The organism is Bacillota bacterium (assembly GCA_018818595.1).
GTDB lineage: Bacteria > Bacillota_I > Bacilli_A > Izemoplasmatales > Hujiaoplasmataceae > JAHIRM01.
Genome location: JAHIRM010000018.1, coordinates 15,099 through 35,520 on the forward strand (window position 1 = coordinate 15,099; position 20,422 = coordinate 35,520).

11 protein-coding genes and 2 riboswitches are annotated in these 20,422 nt (G+C 33.1%); of the genes, 1 reads left to right on the plus strand and 10 read right to left on the minus strand.

Annotated features, from left to right (window positions below; all coding sequences use genetic code 11):
• Positions 1-4: 4 nt before the first annotated feature.
• From KJ971_04280 to KJ971_04305, 6 genes are all read right to left on the minus strand, one after another.
• Complete coding sequence (locus KJ971_04280) at positions 5-1,657, minus strand: hypothetical protein (GenBank protein MBU1145056.1); 1,653 nt, start codon at positions 1,655-1,657, stop codon at positions 5-7.
• A 57-nt stretch (positions 1,658-1,714) separates the two neighbouring features.
• A complete protein-coding gene (locus KJ971_04285) occupies positions 1,715-2,428 on the minus strand; it encodes a signal peptidase I (protein MBU1145057.1) in 714 nt (237 codons plus the stop codon).
• Positions 2,429-2,709: 281 nt separating this feature from the next.
• Positions 2,710-3,609, minus strand: coding sequence for a hypothetical protein (locus KJ971_04290; GenBank protein MBU1145058.1), 900 nt, complete (start codon positions 3,607-3,609; stop codon positions 2,710-2,712).
• A 55-nt stretch (positions 3,610-3,664) separates the two neighbouring features.
• Complete coding sequence (locus KJ971_04295; protein ID MBU1145059.1) at positions 3,665-4,432, minus strand: hypothetical protein; 768 nt, start codon at positions 4,430-4,432, stop codon at positions 3,665-3,667.
• 142 nt (positions 4,433-4,574) lie between these two features.
• Positions 4,575-4,653, minus strand: a riboswitch (cyclic di-GMP riboswitch).
• Positions 4,654-5,002: 349 nt separating this feature from the next.
• Positions 5,003-5,722, minus strand: a complete 720-nt coding sequence (gene fabG, locus KJ971_04300) for a 3-oxoacyl-ACP reductase FabG (GenBank protein ID MBU1145060.1) — start codon at positions 5,720-5,722, stop codon at positions 5,003-5,005.
• Positions 5,723-5,745: 23 nt separating this feature from the next.
• Positions 5,746-6,951 (minus strand): acetyl-CoA C-acetyltransferase, encoded by a 1,206-nt coding sequence (locus KJ971_04305; GenBank protein ID MBU1145061.1) that lies wholly within the window; start codon positions 6,949-6,951, stop codon positions 5,746-5,748.
• Positions 6,952-7,337: 386 nt separating this feature from the next.
• On the opposite strand from KJ971_04305, the gene KJ971_04310 reads away from it, so the two are divergent.
• Complete coding sequence (locus KJ971_04310) at positions 7,338-7,943, plus strand: TetR/AcrR family transcriptional regulator (GenBank protein ID MBU1145062.1); 606 nt, start codon at positions 7,338-7,340, stop codon at positions 7,941-7,943.
• A gap of 58 nt (positions 7,944-8,001) precedes the next feature.
• Here KJ971_04310 and KJ971_04315 read toward each other — a convergent pair whose 3' ends face one another.
• The 4 genes from KJ971_04315 to KJ971_04330 are packed head-to-tail and all read right to left on the minus strand — an operon-like array spanning position 8,002 to position 20,100.
• Positions 8,002-9,519, minus strand: a complete 1,518-nt coding sequence (locus KJ971_04315) for a phosphodiesterase (protein MBU1145063.1) — start codon at positions 9,517-9,519, stop codon at positions 8,002-8,004.
• Positions 9,520-9,530: 11 nt separating this feature from the next.
• A complete protein-coding gene (locus KJ971_04320; GenBank protein MBU1145064.1) occupies positions 9,531-12,092 on the minus strand; it encodes an EAL domain-containing protein in 2,562 nt (853 codons plus the stop codon).
• 22 nt (positions 12,093-12,114) lie between these two features.
• Positions 12,115-19,386, minus strand: coding sequence for a hypothetical protein (locus KJ971_04325; GenBank protein MBU1145065.1), 7,272 nt, complete (start codon positions 19,384-19,386; stop codon positions 12,115-12,117).
• A 12-nt stretch (positions 19,387-19,398) separates the two neighbouring features.
• Positions 19,399-20,100 (minus strand): hypothetical protein, encoded by a 702-nt coding sequence (locus KJ971_04330; protein MBU1145066.1) that lies wholly within the window; start codon positions 20,098-20,100, stop codon positions 19,399-19,401.
• Positions 20,101-20,230: 130 nt separating this feature from the next.
• Positions 20,231-20,309: riboswitch (cyclic di-GMP riboswitch) on the minus strand.
• Between the last annotated feature and the right edge of the window lie 113 nt (positions 20,310-20,422).

Here is a 20,422-nt window from a genome sequence, read left to right on the forward strand (position 1 = left end):
CACCCTATATCTGTTTTTGTAAGTTTCGGATATATTTAACCGATTCTTCAAAATTGTTTTTTCCAAAAATTTTATTGATTTGTTGAACTAAAGTATCTAATTCATCTCTTAAAAAAGCTAAATTTAAGCTTTCAAATTTACGCAATACTTTATTCGCAAAAATGTAATCCAATCCAGCCTCTTCTGCTCCTCCACACGCTACATATACAGGTATAAATTTATGAAGTTGAACCATGATTCTATTACCAAAAGCAATCTTAAAATTCGATTGAACGTATTTATCTAAAATAAGGAATTTATCTAGTAACTCTGTTGAAACAGGATATTTATAAAAAGCTTCATCAAATAATTCTTGAAGATAAGAGTTAGACATATGAACCGGTTCTGTTTCAGGAGCTTGAAAGAAAACTCCTTTGCTTTCGAATTCTAATGCGATGGCTCTGTCATATACTTTATCTGTAATTGTAAAGGTGGAATCATCCTTATTAGCAGTACCAACAAACCATACGTTTGGTGGAACTGTAATTTTTCCGTTGATTACTTTTAAAGGATCATTTGGCTTGCTATCAGGAACAAGGTCAATTTTCCATTCAGATTGATCTGGCATTTCCATGATAGATAAAAATTCTGCAAAATAATACTCAATTCGTGCAAGATTCATTTCATCTAATACGATAAGACTCACGTCTTTTCGATAAATAGATTCATATAAAGCTCTTAAGAAATCTGTTTCATTAAATCGTTTTGTAAATTCATTTAAATACCCAATGATTTCTGCTCTATCTCTCCAAGATGGTTGAACGGAAATGATCGCCGCATTATTATCAAAGAATTTCGCCATAGAATATGGTAAAGAAGTCTTTCCTGTTCCAGAAATACCTTCAAGGATAATAACTTTAGAAGACGCCATTCCAGCGAAAAATAATGAAATCATTTTTGGAGTATAATATAGTTTAAGTTGCGATGCAGAAAAATTAACAAATCGAGTAACTAACTCAGGCAGTGTAATATAATCAGACTCCACCATATAGATTTGTGTATCTTTTCCAGCATATTCTTTGTCTACTTGAATTAATTTAACAAAACGAGAAGGCCCTGTTTGAGCTTGAGAAGATGCTCTTGATTCAGCGTCTGGCTGATTACTAGGCATAGAGGGTCCCATAACGACTGTTGTATTTCCTGATGCCGTTCCATAAGCTGGTTGCATATAAGATCTTCCTGGGATAGGCCCTGTAACAATTCTTTCTGAAGGTTCACCTGTAGTTGCATTAATTCCAAGTTGAGAAACTTTCATAGCCATAATTTGATTTTTTTCATCGGCAAGAGCAATCACTTTGTCATTTAAAAGAGCAATTTCTTCAATTAACTCATTTTTTTCAATTTCAATTTTACGAAAAGCCATGTATTTCTTTGCCCATATAAAAAGTTTTGCAAATATAAATATCAAAAGTGAAATATTTAAGACAAAAGTTAATGCTACCATAGCCCAGGAAATAGGCGTAAAATCACCAGATTCCACATCTAATAATGCGAGGTAGGATCTTATGTTATTATAGATTTTAACAATAATATCATTCCATAATACGTTAAAAAAATCTTGGAAATCTTGCCAAAAATATCTAAATAATTCTATATAATAGCGAGAAAATTGATTCATAAATTCCAACCTCCCTTCCTGCAAATATCAGTAGCAAAAAGATTATAGATTTTCTACTTATTCAGTAGGTTCTTCTTCTTTTTTTTCTTTTGGTTTTATTTTTACTTTTGTTTCCGCTTCAAGTTGAGCTCTTGCCATAGCAAGTGCATCTTCTTGCATTTGTACTCGACTTCCCAAAGCTTTTTGAACGTTATAGTCTGACACTACTTTGACAAAGCGAATAATTTCGTAAACTAAGAAAGCAAAACATGGTAATACAATAAATAATAAGAATCCTGTTCCTGATTTCAAGAATGAAACAAGTCCATCGGTAAATGATCCAAGATTTGACCAAACTTTCCCATTCCATACACCGATAATATCGCCTTCAAAAACGATTTCTAATTGATCTTCGGGATTGTTATCACCATGAGTTGTAAACCACTTGATGCCTCCAATTTCATTGATTTCTTTGATAGTATGCGTATTATAAATGTCAACTGGTCCATCAGGTGTGACTAACGTCATTCTATACGATATTACATCATTTTCTAGCAAATCATCTACATTAAAGGTCGTGTCAATAAAAATTAAATCACCTTCATCAAAAGTAGGACTCATAGAATTAGATTGCACAGATAAAACTGATACACCTAAAAAAGTAGAACTATTTTTGTCTTGATCTGAAAACAGTGCCAAAACAGAATAAATTAGTACTAACCCGAGTACAACCCAAAATATCACATTTCCCGCGACTTTTAGTTTGCTTTTGCTGTTTATTGCGTTTTCCATAAAACACACTCCTTATAATAAGTTATTAAATTTAAGATAACTTATATTATAACGTAAAAAAATAAATAATTCATTACTATTTTAATAAATATATCGATAAATTAGGCATTTTTATGGTTTTTTTTGTATTTGGTCGTCTTTTCCAAACACACAAAGGAATTTATGTGTTTGGAAAAAACAACCCTTTATGGTAACACAACTTAGGATTTCGCCTAAGTTGTGTTAGTATTGAGGTTATTTTTTACTTTTAATTTTTGTGAAAAACTATTGTTTTAATCGATTTAAAGAATGGTGAAATTAAAAGCTACTGTCATTGGAGCGGCAGCAACATCTTGAGTTGCCTCTGCATCCCATCCTTCAAGATAAATTGTAACAAATACTACAACTGGAACGTTTGCTGTTAAAGTTTGAATAGTTGCGCCGTCAGCTCCGTTTGCAGCTGTAACAGATGCAGCAAAAGCAACTCCAGAATCTAGAACATAAGTAGAATATTCAGAAATTAAGTTAAAATTCGTATCCGTGATTGCAGGAATAGCAGCTAAAGATGTTCCGGCAAATGAGTAATCATAATCCATATCTGTTCCAAAAATCTTTCCATTAGTATTACCAGTAGAAGTGATTGCAAGTCTCATGGAATTTTGAACAGCTGTATTAACTGTTCCAGATCCAGAAGTACCAGTAACACTTTGTGTAGCTAATTTTAAAGTAGCATCCGTTTGTGCCATTACCCAAAATTTTAATTGGATAGCATATCCGCTTGTTGAATTAAAATCCGTTGTTGCAGTTAATGCTCTAGCGGTTGTTCCACCTATTACATTAAATGCATTTGCAAGTACACCAGAGTAATCTGTTTCCACTGTCGTAACAGGGGACATAGTCCAAGTAGCTAGAGAATACCCTAGTCCGGTTCCAAGGCCTGTTGGATCAAAGTTGTCGCTTGTTAATGCTGTTGTGTAATTAGAAGGTGTTAGTTCAGCAGAAGTTGGAGAAGCATTAATAGCAGTAGTAGCTGGTGCAACTTTAATTAATAGTGACTCTGCTGTTGTAATGTTTAATTCAAGAGATGAAACAGCAACAGTTGAAGATACGGTAAACCATGCATAAGTTGAGCCGATGGTCGCAACTAATGCGAAGAATAATACAAATGCTGATAGTAAAACTTTTGTTTTTAATGATTTCATAAATTTTCTCCTTTTATTTTTCTATATTTTTATTTTTTTGTTCTCTAAGTAAATACTATAAATTTGGGTTGTAAATCCTACTAATCGTAAATTTCATTTCGAATTTTACGCCGCCGCTGTGAAGATTTATGTTATGATTGGAATCTTCTCCTTCATACCATAAAATAACTGTCACTTTTAAAGTTTGCTCCGGTTGAAATTCAATGAATTCTTGATTCATAACAGTGGTAGCCCCTACGAAAGGATCCGTTAACGGTTCAAGCATTCCTGGATTATCTCCTGATGCTGATTGAACCCTTGCATAAGTTGTTCCAACTCCATTAAAGATCACCCTTACTCTTACAGCCTCATCAGCTCCCTTAGTAACAGATAAGAGCGAAATGGTCGCAGCTAAATCTACTGCATACTGTCCTGCATTTTGTACGTAAAAGGTTTGAACAAGGTAATTTTCGCCATTATTGGGTCCATTAACTGATCCAAGTTCTTCATCAGAAGGTATACATACACTATCTCCTATTGAAAATTCTGTGTACTCTGTTCCGCAATAGGCTGTCATTCCATCAGCTTCATCAACCTTATTTGCGATAATTCGAGTAACGAAATCAGGTACTTCAGGATCATCATACATCGTAATCCCAGCATCAAGGGCTAACCTATCAACTGAGAAGCTGAAGTTTCCCACCACTTCTCCATAGTAAGATATTGCAAAAATCAGAAAGGTAAGAACAGCACTAACGACAATTCCTAAGCGACTAGCTTTGGCAATCCGTGTTGCTTTGGAAGCATAGATTATTCTTCCGGCTAATTTAGCTTTTTGGCTCATACCGCATGCAATCCCTCCCATCTTCAATTATAAGGCAGGCTTTTGGTAATAAAAAAAGCCACTACCTTTTTGAGTACTCGGTCATTTTATACTTCTCACACGTACATCATAAGAAATAAAAAATGCCCTCGTCTCTAAAGACAACGGCAACTGGCTACCATCTCATCGAAGGCCCTATAGCTTTGCGTCACTAACTTTCGCTAGTTTTGCTATTTACGCACTCATTATATATTAGTCAAATTTCTTTGTCAAGTGCTTTTATCCATTTTTTTTACTTTTTTTTTACTTTTTTTACACTTTAAGGCACTTTTAGGCTTTGTTGGGGCTTTTAAAAGTGCCTCTTTGTGAGAAAAAAAAGTTAAGTATATGAATAAATAGCAATATATTTAAGAGAAAAATTCAAAAAATGTAGTCATTAATTCATCAAGTTTTACACAAGAGCAAAGCGTGTCACACCCATCAAATGTAATGCAAATTGAATTTATCGTAAGAGCATTTACGTTATCTAATCTATGTAGTTTTGGTTCAAATAAAAATCTTTTAAACGAGTAATTTAAAAAGCGAGTATCCTTATAAACGCATCCCTCCATTTACATTGATTGTTTGTCCGGTAATATAAGATGCGTCATCACTTGCTAAGAAAACAGCTGCTTTTGCTATTTCAATTGGTTCTCCCAATCGTTTTAACATCGTTAAGGCAGCAAATTGATCTAATAAATCTTGTGGGACTGTTTTTAAAATATCGGTCATGATGTATCCGGGTGCAATTGCATTTACTCTAACCGGAACGCCTTTTCTTGCAAACTCTTTTGCCCAAGTCATGGTTAGTCCAATCGCTCCTGCTTTTGATGCCGCATAATTAGCTTGACCAATATTTCCAAAAACTCCGACAACTGATGAAATATTAATAATAGAGCCTCCTCCTATGTTTTCCATTTGAGGACCTACATATCTCACTAAATTGAACAATCCTTTTAAGTTAACGTCTAAAACTAGATCCCATTGTTCGTCTGTCATTTTTCTTGTCATAGAATCTCTTGTAATTCCTGCGTTATTTACTAAAATATCAATTTTGCCATATTTTTCAATTATTACATTATAAAACGTTTTACAACCTTCTGTGTCTGTTACATTTAGTTGATAAGGAATAACATTTGCCATTTCATAGGTCATTTGTCCCATATCTGCAGCAATAACGATAGCTCCTTCTTTTGCTAATTCTTTCGCTATTTCAGCACCAATTCCTTTTGCTCCACCTGTTACAACGGCAATTTTTCCAATTAATTTCATAATCAAAAAACCTCCTTTTATCTTTATCTTTTAATAATGATTGATGTTCCCATTCCTCCGCCAATACAAAGACTAGCGAGTCCAATGTGGTTATCTCTTTTAATCATTTCATATAGTAAACTTACAACGATTCTATTTCCAGAAGCCCCTAAGGGATGTCCTAAAGCAATGGCTCCACCATTTACATTTATTTTTTTTAGAAGGTCTTCTTCATTGACGAGATGTTCTTTTACTAACTCTTTTACAACTCCAATGCTTTGAGCAGCGAATGCTTCGTTTAGTTCAATAAGTTCTAAATCATCTAAAGTAAGATTTGCATTTTTTAATGATTTTGAAATTGCAGGAACAGGTCCAAGTCCCATGACATTTGGATCTACTCCGCCTTGACCAATACTAATGATTTCTGCTAATACTGGTAAATGGTATTTTTTTACCATTTCTTCTGAGGCAATAATGGTAAAACTAGCTCCATCATTAATTCCTGAAGAGTTTCCTGCGGTAACGGACCCATCTTGTTTAAAGGCAGGACGTAGTTTTGAAAGCTTTTCAAGAGAAGTCGTTCTATTTGGATATTCATCGGTATCAAATATGATTGTTTCTTTTCTTGTCTTTATTGTTATAGGAATAATTTCATCTTTAAATCTTCCAGCATCTACTGCTGCAATGGCTTTTTGTTGAGATTGAATTGCAAATTCATCTTGAGAAGCTCTCGAAATGGAATGCATATCAACAATATTTTCAGCTGTGACGCCCATATGCAATTGACTAAATGCATCTGTTAAAGAATCTGATATCATATGATCTGTAAAACTCAAATCTCCCATTTTAACGCCTTCTCTAACTTTAGAAGATACGATATAAGGAGCTTTACTCATCGATTCCACACCACCAGCTACTACAAGATTAGAAAACCCAGCTTGTATTCCCACAAAAGCATTCATAATGGCTTTCATACCACTTCCACATACCATATTTAAAGAATAGGCAGGGACTGAATTAGGAATACCAGCTTTTATGGATACTTGTCTTGCTAACCCTTGACCTAATCCCGCCGATAAAATATTTCCAATAATTACTTCATCAATCATGTCAAGCGGTATTTTTGTTTCTTCTAAAAGCGATTTTAAAACGAAAGCTCCCAAATCTGAAGGGTGAACATCTTTCAATGAACCTAAAAACTGACCAATTGGACTTCTTTTTGCACCGACAATAAAAACTTTTTGTTTCATAAAATCCTCCTTCATTATATTTAAATTAGCTTAAACAAATCAACCCATTTAAGCTCTTTCAATTCTCATTTAAATCTTGGATATATCAATTCAAAAATATAATATGAATAATGTTTCATATTATGACAACATTTTATAAGATTCAAATAAATTTGTCAAGGGATATCAGGTAAAAAAACAAATAAATTTAAGGTCATTAATCCGCTTAAAATCTACAAGTATTAGAATATAATCTAATATAGTTAAAAATTCATTAAATAAAATAAACGTATTATCCTAATTTTATATATGAAATTTTATTCACCTATAATTTATGTAAAAATAAATCGTAAATAGTATTGTCATTTTAAATGCTTTGCTTTACAATAAGAAGTGGTGATGAAACGATGAATAAAATGGATTTTCGTCTTCCAAAAACAAAAGTAGGAGAAAAAACCTTCTACAAAATTATCAAAGCAGGAAAAAAACTGTTTTCAAAAAACGGATTCCATGTAACTTCGATTAATGATATCATTGCTAAATCAAAAGTAGCTGCTGGAACATTCTATATTTATTTTGATAGCAAACTTGCGCTTTATTTATATTTGCTTGAAGAATATCGTTATAGCATTCAAGATGAGGCAAATAAAGCTATCGAAGGGCTTACAACTCGCTTTGATATCGAAAGAGAGGGATTGAAATCCTTTATTATGTTTGTAAAACGAGATCCTCTCGCATACAAGTTGATTTGGGAATCACTCTTTGTAGATTCTACTATTTTCAAAGAATATTATCAGTCTTTTTCTCTATCGTACGTAAATCATTTAAGAAAATATGTAGAAATAGGTGAATTAAGAAAAGATATAAACTTAGAAACAATGTCTTATGTATTAATGGGTATTTCTAATTTCATTGGCTTTCAAATAATTTTCAAAGAACAAGCCAGTGAAACTGATATCGATTTTGTGGTAGATGAAACCATGAAATTGTTGAAAAATGGTATATTTCAATAATATAATTTTTGAAATAAAAGCACATTTTCTTCTATGGAAAATGTGCTTTCTTTATGTCTTATTTATAAAATTTATCGAAAGTATTCATATCCCATGGAGATTTCTTTAACATTTGGGTGACGTCTTCTGTAGATTTAGGTGGGCTGAAAAAATATCCTTGTAAAAATCTAACATCTAAATCAGCTATTTTTTGAATCATGATTTCGTCTTCAATGCCTTCGGCAATGACTATTTTTTGCTTTTTCATTGCAAATTGAATGACTCGTTGAATTTGATCTGACTCTGGAAAATCATTCATAATTTTTAAGACATCTTCTCTGCTAATTTTAATAATGGTAGCTTGAATGGAATCCATATCTGTAACTAGTTCAAATTGATCTCCTAAATCATCGATTGCAATTCTAAACCCAAACTTTCTAAATTCTCCTAAATTGTGAATTGCAATTGGATTTTTAATAATTGTGTAATAGTCCAATATCTCTAGGCAAAATATTTCTGTTGTTACTTCGTGTTTTTTTACAATATCAAAAAAAGATTTAGCTAAATTTTGAACCATTAATTGTTTTGGAGATAAATTAATGGAAATAAAAACATCTTTTACTCTAAATTGTTTTTTCCAATTTACATATTGAGATACCACTTTTTCAAATCCCCACGTACCAAACCACGTAATGTCACCAGTTAAATCCATTACGTTTAAAAATTTTCCTGGTGGCAAGATTCCCATGGTAGGGTGATTCCACCTTAAGAGGGATTCTAATCCTATAATCTTTCCTGTCTTAATATCTACGATTGGTTGATAATAAAGTAAGAATTCATCATGAGAAATGGATTTTTTAATTTCTTGGTAGTAATTAATGTTGAATTGTTCTTTTTCAATTAAATCTTCTGAATAAAGGGCGAAACGATTTTTCCCTTCTTTTTTTGATACGTAGAGTGCTATTTCAGCATTTTTAATTAGTTGCGTTGCATTAATTCCATCATAAGGAAATACGACGATACCGATTGATGTCGTAATATTCTCCGCCACAGACTTTAAGGGTTCGCTTACCATCAACAATAATTCTTGTGCAGATCTTTGAATCACGTCATTGTCAATTTTGCCTGATAGATAGCAGATGAATATATCGTCTTCATAGTGTCCACAAATACTTGATTTTGATTGAGTTCTCTTTAATCGTTTTTCAATTTCTAAAATAATCTTATCTACTTCTTTTTGATCATACTTATCAACGATAAATCGAAAATTATCAAGATTCATAAAAAATAAAACACTAATCGCTCCTTCTTTTGTATGACGAATTTCTTGATCGATTAGTCCAACGATGTCTTTGCTTTTCTTACTTATAGTTTTTGATTCTGAAATTAATTTAGCTTGTTTGTTTGAAGCGTTTTCCCCTTCGTCTTGTTTTGTTTTTAAAAGTTTTCGATCATTCTTTTCTTTTTTAATTTCTTTCATTACATTTTTAAACAAAAAATACAAGACAAGGCATGTCATAAAAATTATGACGATAGCAGCAACTAATTCCCAGGTTTCTCCAGGGTATGTTGTATCTAACATGTTAAGTAATCTCACTTGTTTCACCTCTATTCATAATAATCTTTTGCGGCAAAAACATCAATCCGTTTCATTTTTGCGACCTTATAAAATTGGTCAATGTAATTGATGGTTTCATCGTATGTCAATGGTTTTGAAAACAAAAACCCTTGAAAAATATCTGTTGAGATTTGCTTTAAATATTCATACTGTTTTTTTGTTTCAATACCTTCAGCAACGACCTTCATGTCTAGGTTGTGGACAAGTTCCACAATCGTACCAATGATTGAATGATCTTTTTTCCCGCCAAAAATTCCATCCACAAATGATTTATCTATCTTTAAATTATCAAATGGGATTTTTCGCAAATAGGTAAGTGAAGCGTATCCCGTACCAAAATCGTCAAGTGCGATTTTAGCTCCAATCGCATGTAGATAATTAATGGTTTCTTCTAAATAAATCGTAGATTCTATTAAAACACCTTCGGTTATTTCTAATACCAAATAACGAGGGTTAATATTTGTTTCTCTAATAATTCGTTTCAATACATCAATGAAATTCTTTTGCAAAATTTGTACAGGGCTTACATTGACTGACATCACAAAATCTCTTTTAAACTTTTTTGCGAACTCAACTTGAGCTTGACAAGAACTTTCTAAAATCCAAGTTCCAATCGGAATAATTAATCGCGATTCCTCAGCATTTGCAATAAAGACTTGAGGGCTGATTTCGCCAAGAGTTGGCGATTTCCACCTTACTAGTGCTTCAAATCCGTAAATTTCATTTTTATTGTCTATTAATGGTTGGTACTTTAAATATAATTGATGTTTTTCAATAGCTACTGCTAGTTCATCACTAATTTGAGCGTGATAATTTACTTCTCTTGTTAATTGATCATTGTAAAAAATGTATTTCCCAAATCCAGCTTCTCTTGCTTTATATAACGCTGTATCACACTTCTTCATCAATTCAGACATGTTCTTACCATCTGATGGGAAGATAGAAATTCCTATATGTATTTTTACTTCTACTTTTATGTTTTTTATCTCAAATGGTTCTATAAAGCTTTCCAAAACTTTTAACACTTCTGTTTCAACGATTTCTAATGACTTAACTCCTTTAATTATGAAAACAAATTCATTTGAACTGTTACTCAATATATTTTCATTATTAGGTAGCGTTTTTTGAAGTCTTAACGCAATTGCTTTGATTAATTCATCGCCTATCATTTGACCTTTAGTTACGTTGATATCTTTCAGATTATCAACATCTAACAGACAAATTGCGACCTTTTCATTTGGTTTTAATATTTGTTCGTCAATTTCTGAATGAACGGACTTTCGGTTTTTAAGTCCAGTTAATGAATCATATAAATAACTTTGATATACTAAATCTACTTGTTTTCCAATTTCTTTAGACATAATATTTAAAGCATCCGCAACGTTTTTCAATTCGTTATTTTCTGAAATTTGAACGTCGATGTTATAATTTCCATTCTTAATTTCTTCAATCGAATGAAGAATGTCACTTACCGGGCTTAATGTTTTATTAATCTTTTTACTCAAAATGATTGCAACAAGAATCATAAGGATTAAAATGAACACCACTAAGAATAAAAAAATGATTTCTATTCCAATAAAAACTTCTTTTTCAACGAGAACAGCAACGGTCCATTTACAATCATCTAAATAAGAAAACGACACACTATAGTCTGTTCCGAAGATACTTAATTTTTGAACGTTATCTTGATTTTCAATGTTTTGAATTAACAATCCAAGTCCGTTTTCAGGGTATCCATAAGCTTGATCAAGAACAATAACTTCGGGTTCATCAAGCATTTGATAACCTGGAAGTGCTGCATCTGAATAGTGCAAAACAGTTAAAACTCCGTCTTTTTCAACAAAGATAGCAAGTGCTTTTTGAGAATCATTTGAGTAGTAATCGTATTCGTAAATTGCTGAGGAAATGGTTGATACCAAGACATCAATTCCAAGGTATCCAATCACTTCTTCTCCATTATACACTTTACTGACAAAAGTTAAAACATCTTCTGAAGATAAACTATCAATATAAGGCCCTGTAAACACAAAATCGTTTTGACCTAGTTCAATAAACCACGGTCTTTGTTGAAGTGTCCAAGTATCGTCAGATATTTGGCCGGAGGTTCCTACAAAACATCCATCCTCACCTGTCGAACAATTTGTGTCAGTTGCTACAAATAAAAAATCATATACTCCTTCAGAACTATAATCTTTCACAGATTCTAGTAGTAAGATAAATTCATTATAAATAAGATAATTAGGATCTAGTGTATCTGTTATAATCGGATTTGACCCTGTTTGAAGGTATGTTAAATAATTAATGACCGCTTCATCTTCTGCAAGCATAAACACATCACTTGTAGTATCTTGAATAAAAGCATGAATTGCTGTAACTGCATTATTTGATTCTAGTTCAGCATTTCGAATTTCAGAATTTGTTAAACTATCTATATAAACAAAAGAAATGATTGCCATGATGATGACTAAAAAGAGCGCGTCCAAAAAAACAGTCAAACTAACAATTCTTTTGGCTAAACTATTTTGTTGAATTTTTGCTTTTCTTCTCTTCATAGATCCTCACCACCTTTTAAATCTAATTGCCTGCCCACGATCTAAAGAAATCAAACAATCCCCAAGGTGCGTCCGTTGAAACGGGGTTTGCTTCTCTTATATATATATTAAATCTTCGAGATCTATTTTTTGTCGCATACTCGATGTAAAAATACTTGCCTTCGATTTCAGAAACTAAATCTAAATTGAAATCTGTTGTCTCATATAATGTATATTCTAAAAATTCGATTTCATAAGTATATAAATCATTTAGGTAAGCATCGAGTGGTAATTCGACATCAAACACATAGAATCCTCCACGGTTACGACCAAAACTATATCTGTAATTTTCTGAAGTTGTTAAGTAAAACTGACTCATTTGATTATATAATCCTGTGATTTCGGTGAACTCTGGATAATCATCTGGGTTTTCTACATTAATAACTGAGTCATCTCCATCGGTCATGAGATTCTTAACAGAAATAATAGCAAGTTTATCTGAAAAATCGACACTTTCTGAAGCTAAAGTACAAACTTCAGGTTCTCCAGAACAATAATAGACATCAAAGATTAATGTAACATTATAGGTCACATCTGTGACGGTAACGTAGTAATAAGTATAAAAATCTCGGTCTTCTGATGTGACTCGATATTGAATTACGACTTCCTGTTCTCCAACTGGTTCTTCACCTGTCAAAGGCATCAAGGTATAATCGGTAATTAATTCATTTTTTTCAGCTGGATCTGAATTAATATCCACTTCAGTCGTCCAAGACCAAGTTAATGCCTGCAAATCATAATCATGTCTTGAAAGAGTGGCTCCATAAGGAATATAGTTTAACATAAATGGTACATAATCATTTAAAGTAACATTGGAAACTTGTCCATCAACTCTAAAATAACGATAACCTAACGTATTTGCTCCATCATAATCAATTCCCGCAAAATAGACTCTAGGATCAAGCCCGGTAGCTTCATTCACCGCTCCAAATTCATCAGTGATACGAATGGTGGGATAACTTGTTTCATTGGCTAAATCGGAAAAACGAATATCGGTTAAATAAGCATCAGTTCCAGCCAACTTCGTAATGTCAAGCGTATCCACAAAGGAAACATAATAGGCTGTTCCATCACGGTAAAAGTATCCGCTAAATGTATAAATTCCTGGGATTGTAGAATAACTCATTGTAATGTATAGATAATCTCCTGTTGAAAAAGTAATCCCTACAATATCTTCTTCAAGATACGTGGTTAATCCATCTAAACTAGTCGCCGTAATAGAAATGTCAAAATAGGATGTACTTCCTTCAATTATGTTATAAAGATTTAAGTTTTGATCGAGTCCAAGATCTACCGTAAATACGGTAAAATCGTCTTCACGAAGAGCAAATACATCTTCTAAATCTGTATCATTTCCATTGGTCAATACTGAAACCAATCCAATGGAACGTTCAATCAAATTATGGGTGTATATTTGAGTTGAGTTATCTTCAGCTTTAATTATAATTTCAATTTGATACGTTTTATATCCACTGTTATATGTTGTACTTACAAGTCTTGCACTTGTTACACTTGCAAACTTAGAAAGAGAAAGTGTGTCATCATACATATAGCTAATGTCATACGTTGCATTTGATAAATAGGCAACTATTCCACCATCAATGTTTTCTGTAAAATTATCCGTTAATGCCGTTATACTAACCAAAGCACCTAAACTTATGTAAGACGTAATGGTTGTTCCAACAATAGAAATAGAATCATCTTCTGAATAATAATCAAAATCAATTATTGTTTTTGCAGATGATGCTGCTTTATCAAACAAAACGGTATTTGTAGCACTACTGCTAAAGTATCGATATTCAAAGTGATAATCTGCCGAACGTAGATTACCATAAAACGTAAATGTAATACTATAATATCCTGTGCCGGAAGTAATCGTAACCGGATCGGCTAAAACAGTATAATAAGAGGAAGGGATAATATCATCATTACTATATCTTAACACAAAATAGTCTTTAAAATCATAGCCTAAAGTTAAAATACCTTTTGTATCCTCAAAATTAAAGCGAATCGATCCAGCAGAGGTTACATCGCCTAAACTTCGAACATCTTCAGGGTTGGTTGCTGTGAAGGTAGATCCTCCATTAAATTGAACAGAATCAATGCCGATTGTTCCTGTAGAAATCCCAGAAATTCCTGGTGTAAAGATAATATAGACTTCATAATCAGTATAATAATTTGATGATGCAAAGATCAAACTTCCTATAAAAGCTTCAGAATAGACAGTTAAATAACCAAGAAACATCGGAGCTGTGTCAGCTACTATGTCTTTTGATGGTAGGGTTATTTCCAAAAGGGCAGGAAAACTCATTGAAATACCGTCATATCTTTCAGGGTACAACAGCGTTCGGTATTCCAATAAATCTACAGGATCTGGATCATAGGCATCTTCGGCTTTTTCAGCTACGAGTGCATTTAACGATGTAAAAGCATTCGTTACAGCATAATTAGCTGTTAAGTCCAATCCTGAAAATGCTTCCATACTAATGGTATACGTAATAATGAAATTGTCATTATCAATATCCGCGTTGGCAAGTATCGTATCTGAACCATCATTTTCTGTTAAAATCAACAGTTCTGTACCGCTTGCAATTAATTCTGATTTTTCATTAAAAATGGTTTGTCTTAAATCGTCGTATTTACTTATTAATAAAGTATTTAAATCTGCTTGAAACGAAACAGATACATTTGCATAATCAATCAGTAAAGAAATTTGTGATGCATAGTCTTCATCGATTGGTCTAATCTCATCTGTATTAATATTGGCAGGTAATACAGCTCCATAAGTAGAGCCTGCTGTAGTGGATAATACATACATTCCATCTGGACGATAGTTTGGGCTTAATTCGTCTTGAAAACGATCTGCTAATAGAGTAGATCCCATGAAATAAATATATTCGGTTAAATCAGGATTTACTCTCATTTCAAAATCTGCGTCGTACATATATTCGGTATCTGAATTCGAAATTAATGGATCAAATTCATCTTCAGTGATCCAAGGAACATCGATTGAGTCTATGTAATAAGGTGTAGGAGTAGATAAAAGCGTGCCTATAACCGGAGTTGATCTACTCGTTGAAGTGTACGAATACGTTCCTATAATAACATTAGGAACAGCTTTTTCTATTACAATCCCAACTTGTTCATACACGTAGTTCGTTGCTGTTATACTCCAGTTTCTACTATATCCTGTATAACTTGTTATTTCATAGAAATAGCCTAGATTAAATCCAGTGAACACAGCTTGTGTGGTGTCGTCAACTTTTGCAGAATAATAAACAGCATCATTAAATCTAAAAAAACGAGAAGAACTTGAAAAGTTATATACTTGATCTAATCGTCCAATTAAATCAACATCTGGGTCTGCGTTTACAATAAAGTCAAATTCGCCACCCACACTTGTCATAATTCCACTTAATCCTCTTTGAAGACGTCCAAAGATACCGCCAAAACCTCTTTTACCTCTTGGTTCCTCAACGGTGTATCCTGTTGGATATAAAAAGATATCATCTATATCCATAAAATAACTGGAGATATCTGAATAACTCATAGAATAAGAATTAATACTTGAAACATCCCCCGCTGGGACTGCTCTAATATTTCCATAATTAATAGCGGTGTTGATGTGTACAATAGTGGTTTCTGATCCAAGAGCATAAGTTGCCCCTACTACCCCTCCTGCCACATCCGTTGAAGAAACTGTTCCATGGTTTAACATGCGTCTCATCACTGAAAGTCCATACCCAATAACGCCTCCTGCAGAAGCGTTAATTTCTGGTCGTTCTTGAGAAGCTGTTGTAGTATATTGAGAATAAACTGCTCCATATGTTGTAGCAGCTCCATAGATGATTTCAAAAGATTGATTAGTTGGAGTATCTTCAGTATACTCTTTTATAATAACAGTCAAAGCTGATACGTTTCCAAAATTTAATCCATTAGATAAAACGGATAACTGAATGGTGTTTAAAAGTCCCATTCCAGCAGTAATTCCTCCTGCATAGGCTTCAGCATACAAACTAACACCTAGTACACCACCAGCTCTTGCAAAACGATAACTTTTTGCGACGATATCGCCATTGTTACCTGTATCATAAACTCTAGCATCACCTGATAAGGTTGCCGCGACTACTCCTCCTACAACCACTCCTCCTGCATAAATTGAAATTAATCCTGCTGAAGTTTGATCTGTTAGGAATGTTGCGGTTGCTGAAGAATTTGAATTATATACAGTGACATCTCCTAAATTTGCTGCATCTTGGATGGAGCCCGCGTTTAACGTAGCAATTCCACTAGCAAACGTATTGCTAAGTCCATTTACTCCATAAATATTTTGAGCTTCAAGTCCATAAGATGTCGTAATGTTTCCATAATTAATGGTATTGATAATACCAATGGTCGCAATGGGTAGAGTAGGATTCTGAGTTTCTGACTGTAAATCTCCAGAAAGATTGGTGTTAGTAATTCCACCAACCAGTAAAATGCCTGTACCAGTCATTTTAGCAAAAACAAGATTTCCTTCATTTAAAGAATTCTTGATGTATTTCCCGCTTGTTAGTGTTTTTGTGATTCCAGAAAGATAAAGTGCGTTCGTTCCAACGTTTACATTCACAACACTTAATGTTCCATAATTGGATACATTTAAGAAATTCACATTGGTCGAAGTGGTAATTCCAGAAATAGATAAAGTCGTCGCTAAATTAATGACGGTTAACCCTGAATCTTTCCAAAAAGTAACATCTCCATAATTCGCAGAATAGCGAATGATCGTTGTATTATTATTATCAGAACGATACAAAGGCGAAATATTGACATAATAAGAAGAATCGTAAACGAAATCTCCATGATTATAAACTCGAGAAAGAGTTACGGCTTGTGTTCCTATATCAAAAATGGTTCCTGTGTATTGGAATAATTGATTGGTATAAGTTGCTCCAGTCGTATTATAAATAAAGGTTCCATAGTTAAATAATAACGCATATTCGACTGGCACGCTTGTATTTGTTATTCCAATGCCAGCAGCTTTTATAACTGAGGTTTCTGTTACATATGAAGCATGAATCGTTCCGCTATTATACAAATTTGCAAATTGATAATCAGGTCCTGTTTCTAAAACAGGTTTCACTCCCGTTAATTCACCAAATACACCACCAATTCGTTGATTTGATGGTAACGAAACAGTATTTGTAACACTATTAACATAAAGATCTCCCATATTTGCTACATTGACAAATTGATGAATGGCAGTGGTTAAATTTAAGATATACCCAACAACTCCACCCATTTTAACGGTGATAGCGGTTGTTCCAGATGCAAGATAAAATGTAGAAGAAGTTCCAAATCCATAAAGCGTTCCATGATTTACAGCTTCTGTTACTACTAATTGAGCTTGATCTGCAGAACCTACGATTCCACCAATATAATATTTAGCTGCGATATTATAAGTGGATAAAAAGGTATGAGTATTCATATTGATTGTACCACTACTTGAAACTTCGTTGATGACTCCAGATGCTTGTCCTACGATGCCACCAACATGGGTTTCGCCTATGGCTCCAGTTCCCATATTAATGTCAACATCAACGATAACATCCTCTATGATGCCACCAGTCATTCTTCCAGCTATCGCGCCTACATAAAAGACACTACTATAGTAAGTTGCTGTATTGGTAAGAGAAATAGTAGATTCATTGAAATTTAAATTATTAACCGAAGCCCCAGATCCAATCACACTGAACAAACCAGCATAATATAGAGTTCCTCTCAAAATTCCAGTTGAAATTGTCAAATTATAAATATAAAAATTATCACTTAAATCCGTTCCTTGATCGTTAAAACCAGTCAGACTTCCATAAAAAGTCACATTTGGTGTTGTATAAACCGTTGTCGCTAAAACACCCATATCAATATCGTCAGTAATTTCATAATCTGCATAAGCATAAGCAACACCGTTATTTTCGGTAACAAATGCTAAAACTCTAGAAAAGAATTGTAAGTCAATTGCGGATGTTATTAAATACGCATTATTTGAATATTCTAATCCTTGAAGAAGTGGATAACAATCGTCTTCATAAAAATGCCAGTCATCTGTTAATGTGTTAAGGGATGATGCATCTGATTTCAACACGGAAGTTATTTCACCAGTTGCATAAGCATTTGGAGTTGCAATTGTAAAAGTGGATGTACCTACTACCACTTCTAATAAATAGACCTCTGAGTCATACACTAAATTTGAATAAGTTCCTGTGTTTAGATATAAGACAGGTTGAATATTAAACTTATTGATATAGTTACCATTGACTACTACTTTTGAAACATAATAGGAGTTGGTGAAAATTCCTGCATTAGTATGAACCAATCCAGCTGCTTCAAACACTTCAGAAGAGGTTCCTACTTTGTACCGAATACCAGCTTCTAAAACATCAGTTCGACTATCGATTACATACACATGGTCGACAACTCCGTTTGATAAATTAATTCCCACAACATTTGATACTTTATCAATATCAATGTGTAAATTAAGTAATTCAAACGTCGGATTTAACAATCCAAAGTTTTTGATGACGCCATCATTAAAAGGAAACATCGAATAATAACTGGATAAAGCAATATCAACCGTATTTCCTCCTACGGTTTGAGAACTAACAAGATATTCATATCCTGCAACATATAAGTTTGAAATGGCAAACCCTTGTCCATCAAAAGAACCTGTAAAAATATTTTCATTAAATACTGGTTGTTCTAGCTCATCATATCCTGAAAAAGAATATCCAATGGGAATAAATGTTTTTGATCCCATGACAGAATAATCAATGTTCTTTCCTAGCACATAGTCTAAAGATAATAATACTGCAATTTTTTCTTCTGATAATTTGTAATTTTCAGTTGGTACGGTGGATTGATATACTTGTTCAAACGATACATCTATAGAAAAACGATACAATCCTTCTGCGGTATCAAAACGAATTTTTTTACCAGCTGCCGCATCAGAACATTCTTGAGGAGTAGCTGCTAAATTACAATAGTTGTTTCTATATTCAGTATAAGTAATATAATCCGTATTTGATGTTAATACAGATAAAGTGGTTTCCCAATCATAATTTCCTTCAAAGACAGCCACATCTTCAATACCCGTAGTGGATAATCCAAGTGGTTTTGCTTCTACCACAAAAGCAGATGTAATAAAAGAAAAAACAACAAGCGAAAAAAACGCTATTAAGCGCAATAAATTTTGATTTCTAAAAATAATTTTTCGCATAATATTTCCTCCTTACGGTTGAATCCAACTTCCTTCTGTGTCCCACGGTGGTGTCGCAAGACCCCAAACATTTTCAGGACCACCTAAAGCTTGTACTGCTTCAATTGAGAATGCAATTTGCAAAGAATATCCTGGAGAATAATTCGAGAAAGTACTACCCGTATATTCTGAAATCAATTCAAATGTAAGCGGAACTACTTCTGATGTTCTTTGAACAGGAGAAGTATAATAAATGTAATTATCAATACTTCGATTTAAATAATACCAATCAGTTGTTGCAAAAGTGAAAGGCATATACTCTTCATTTAAAATCGACAATTCGGTAACGATTCCTTCAAAGTTTGTATAAGTTAATGTTAATTGCTCATAGATTTTAACTCTTAAATATGTATCAACATTGCTTAACACTTCAATATCAAGTCTAAAGTTTTCGAAGTAATTCGAAGAAGAATTACTAATAATATTAATTGAGTATACTCCTGGCTTATAAGTGCTAGTTCCGATTAAGACCTCTACCGCTTCAACCCTGTCTACTCCGTTTATAAAATAGGCATCAATATTGACATCGACAAATCCAACCTCAACTCCAAGGGAATCCTCATACATTTGAGTAAACCAAGCAAAACTGGCAAAGACAAAAAGAGACAATGAGAAGATTAGCATTGCCAAAGAAATGAGAAATCTTTTTTTGAGTAGATTTTCGCTCAAATTCATCAACTCTTTCTTTCCTTATATTTAATGTATGATTTTTTTATACAAAAAAAGCCATTATCTACATAACGATGCATTGATTTATTTCTAATACGGTATTAGAAATAAAAAAATGCCCTCGTCTTTAAAAGACAACGGCAACTGGCTACCATCTTATCGAAGGCCCTATAGCTTTGCGTCACTAACTTTCGCTAGTTTTGCTATTTACAGAAGTTATTATATAATTGAAATTAATTTTTGTCAACTAAGATTGTCAATTTTTCCATAATTAATCTAAAAAAACAGCATCCAAATCCTTGTTTTTTTAAAAATTAATAAAATTTGA

What these genes read in the sequence shown, in the direction of transcription:
- KJ971_04310 (MBU1145062.1), top strand. Translation starts at nt 7,338, where the DNA reads ATGAATAAAATGGATTTTCGTCTTCCAAAAACAAAAGTAGGAGAAAAA.
- KJ971_04305 (MBU1145061.1), bottom strand. Translation starts at nt 6,951, where the DNA reads ATGAAACAAAAAGTTTTTATTGTCGGTGCAAAAAGAAGTCCAATTGGT.
- KJ971_04285 (MBU1145057.1), bottom strand. Translation starts at nt 2,428, where the DNA reads ATGGAAAACGCAATAAACAGCAAAAGCAAACTAAAAGTCGCGGGAAAT.
- fabG (MBU1145060.1), bottom strand. Translation starts at nt 5,722, where the DNA reads ATGAAATTAATTGGAAAAATTGCCGTTGTAACAGGTGGAGCAAAAGGA.
- KJ971_04295 (MBU1145059.1), bottom strand. Translation starts at nt 4,432, where the DNA reads ATGAGCCAAAAAGCTAAATTAGCCGGAAGAATAATCTATGCTTCCAAA.
- KJ971_04280 (MBU1145056.1), bottom strand. Translation starts at nt 1,657, where the DNA reads ATGAATCAATTTTCTCGCTATTATATAGAATTATTTAGATATTTTTGG.
- KJ971_04290 (MBU1145058.1), bottom strand. Translation starts at nt 3,609, where the DNA reads ATGAAATCATTAAAAACAAAAGTTTTACTATCAGCATTTGTATTATTC.
- KJ971_04330 (MBU1145066.1), bottom strand. Translation starts at nt 20,100, where the DNA reads ATGAATTTGAGCGAAAATCTACTCAAAAAAAGATTTCTCATTTCTTTG.
- KJ971_04320 (MBU1145064.1), bottom strand. Translation starts at nt 12,092, where the DNA reads ATGAAGAGAAGAAAAGCAAAAATTCAACAAAATAGTTTAGCCAAAAGA.
- KJ971_04325 (MBU1145065.1), bottom strand. Translation starts at nt 19,386, where the DNA reads ATGCGAAAAATTATTTTTAGAAATCAAAATTTATTGCGCTTAATAGCG.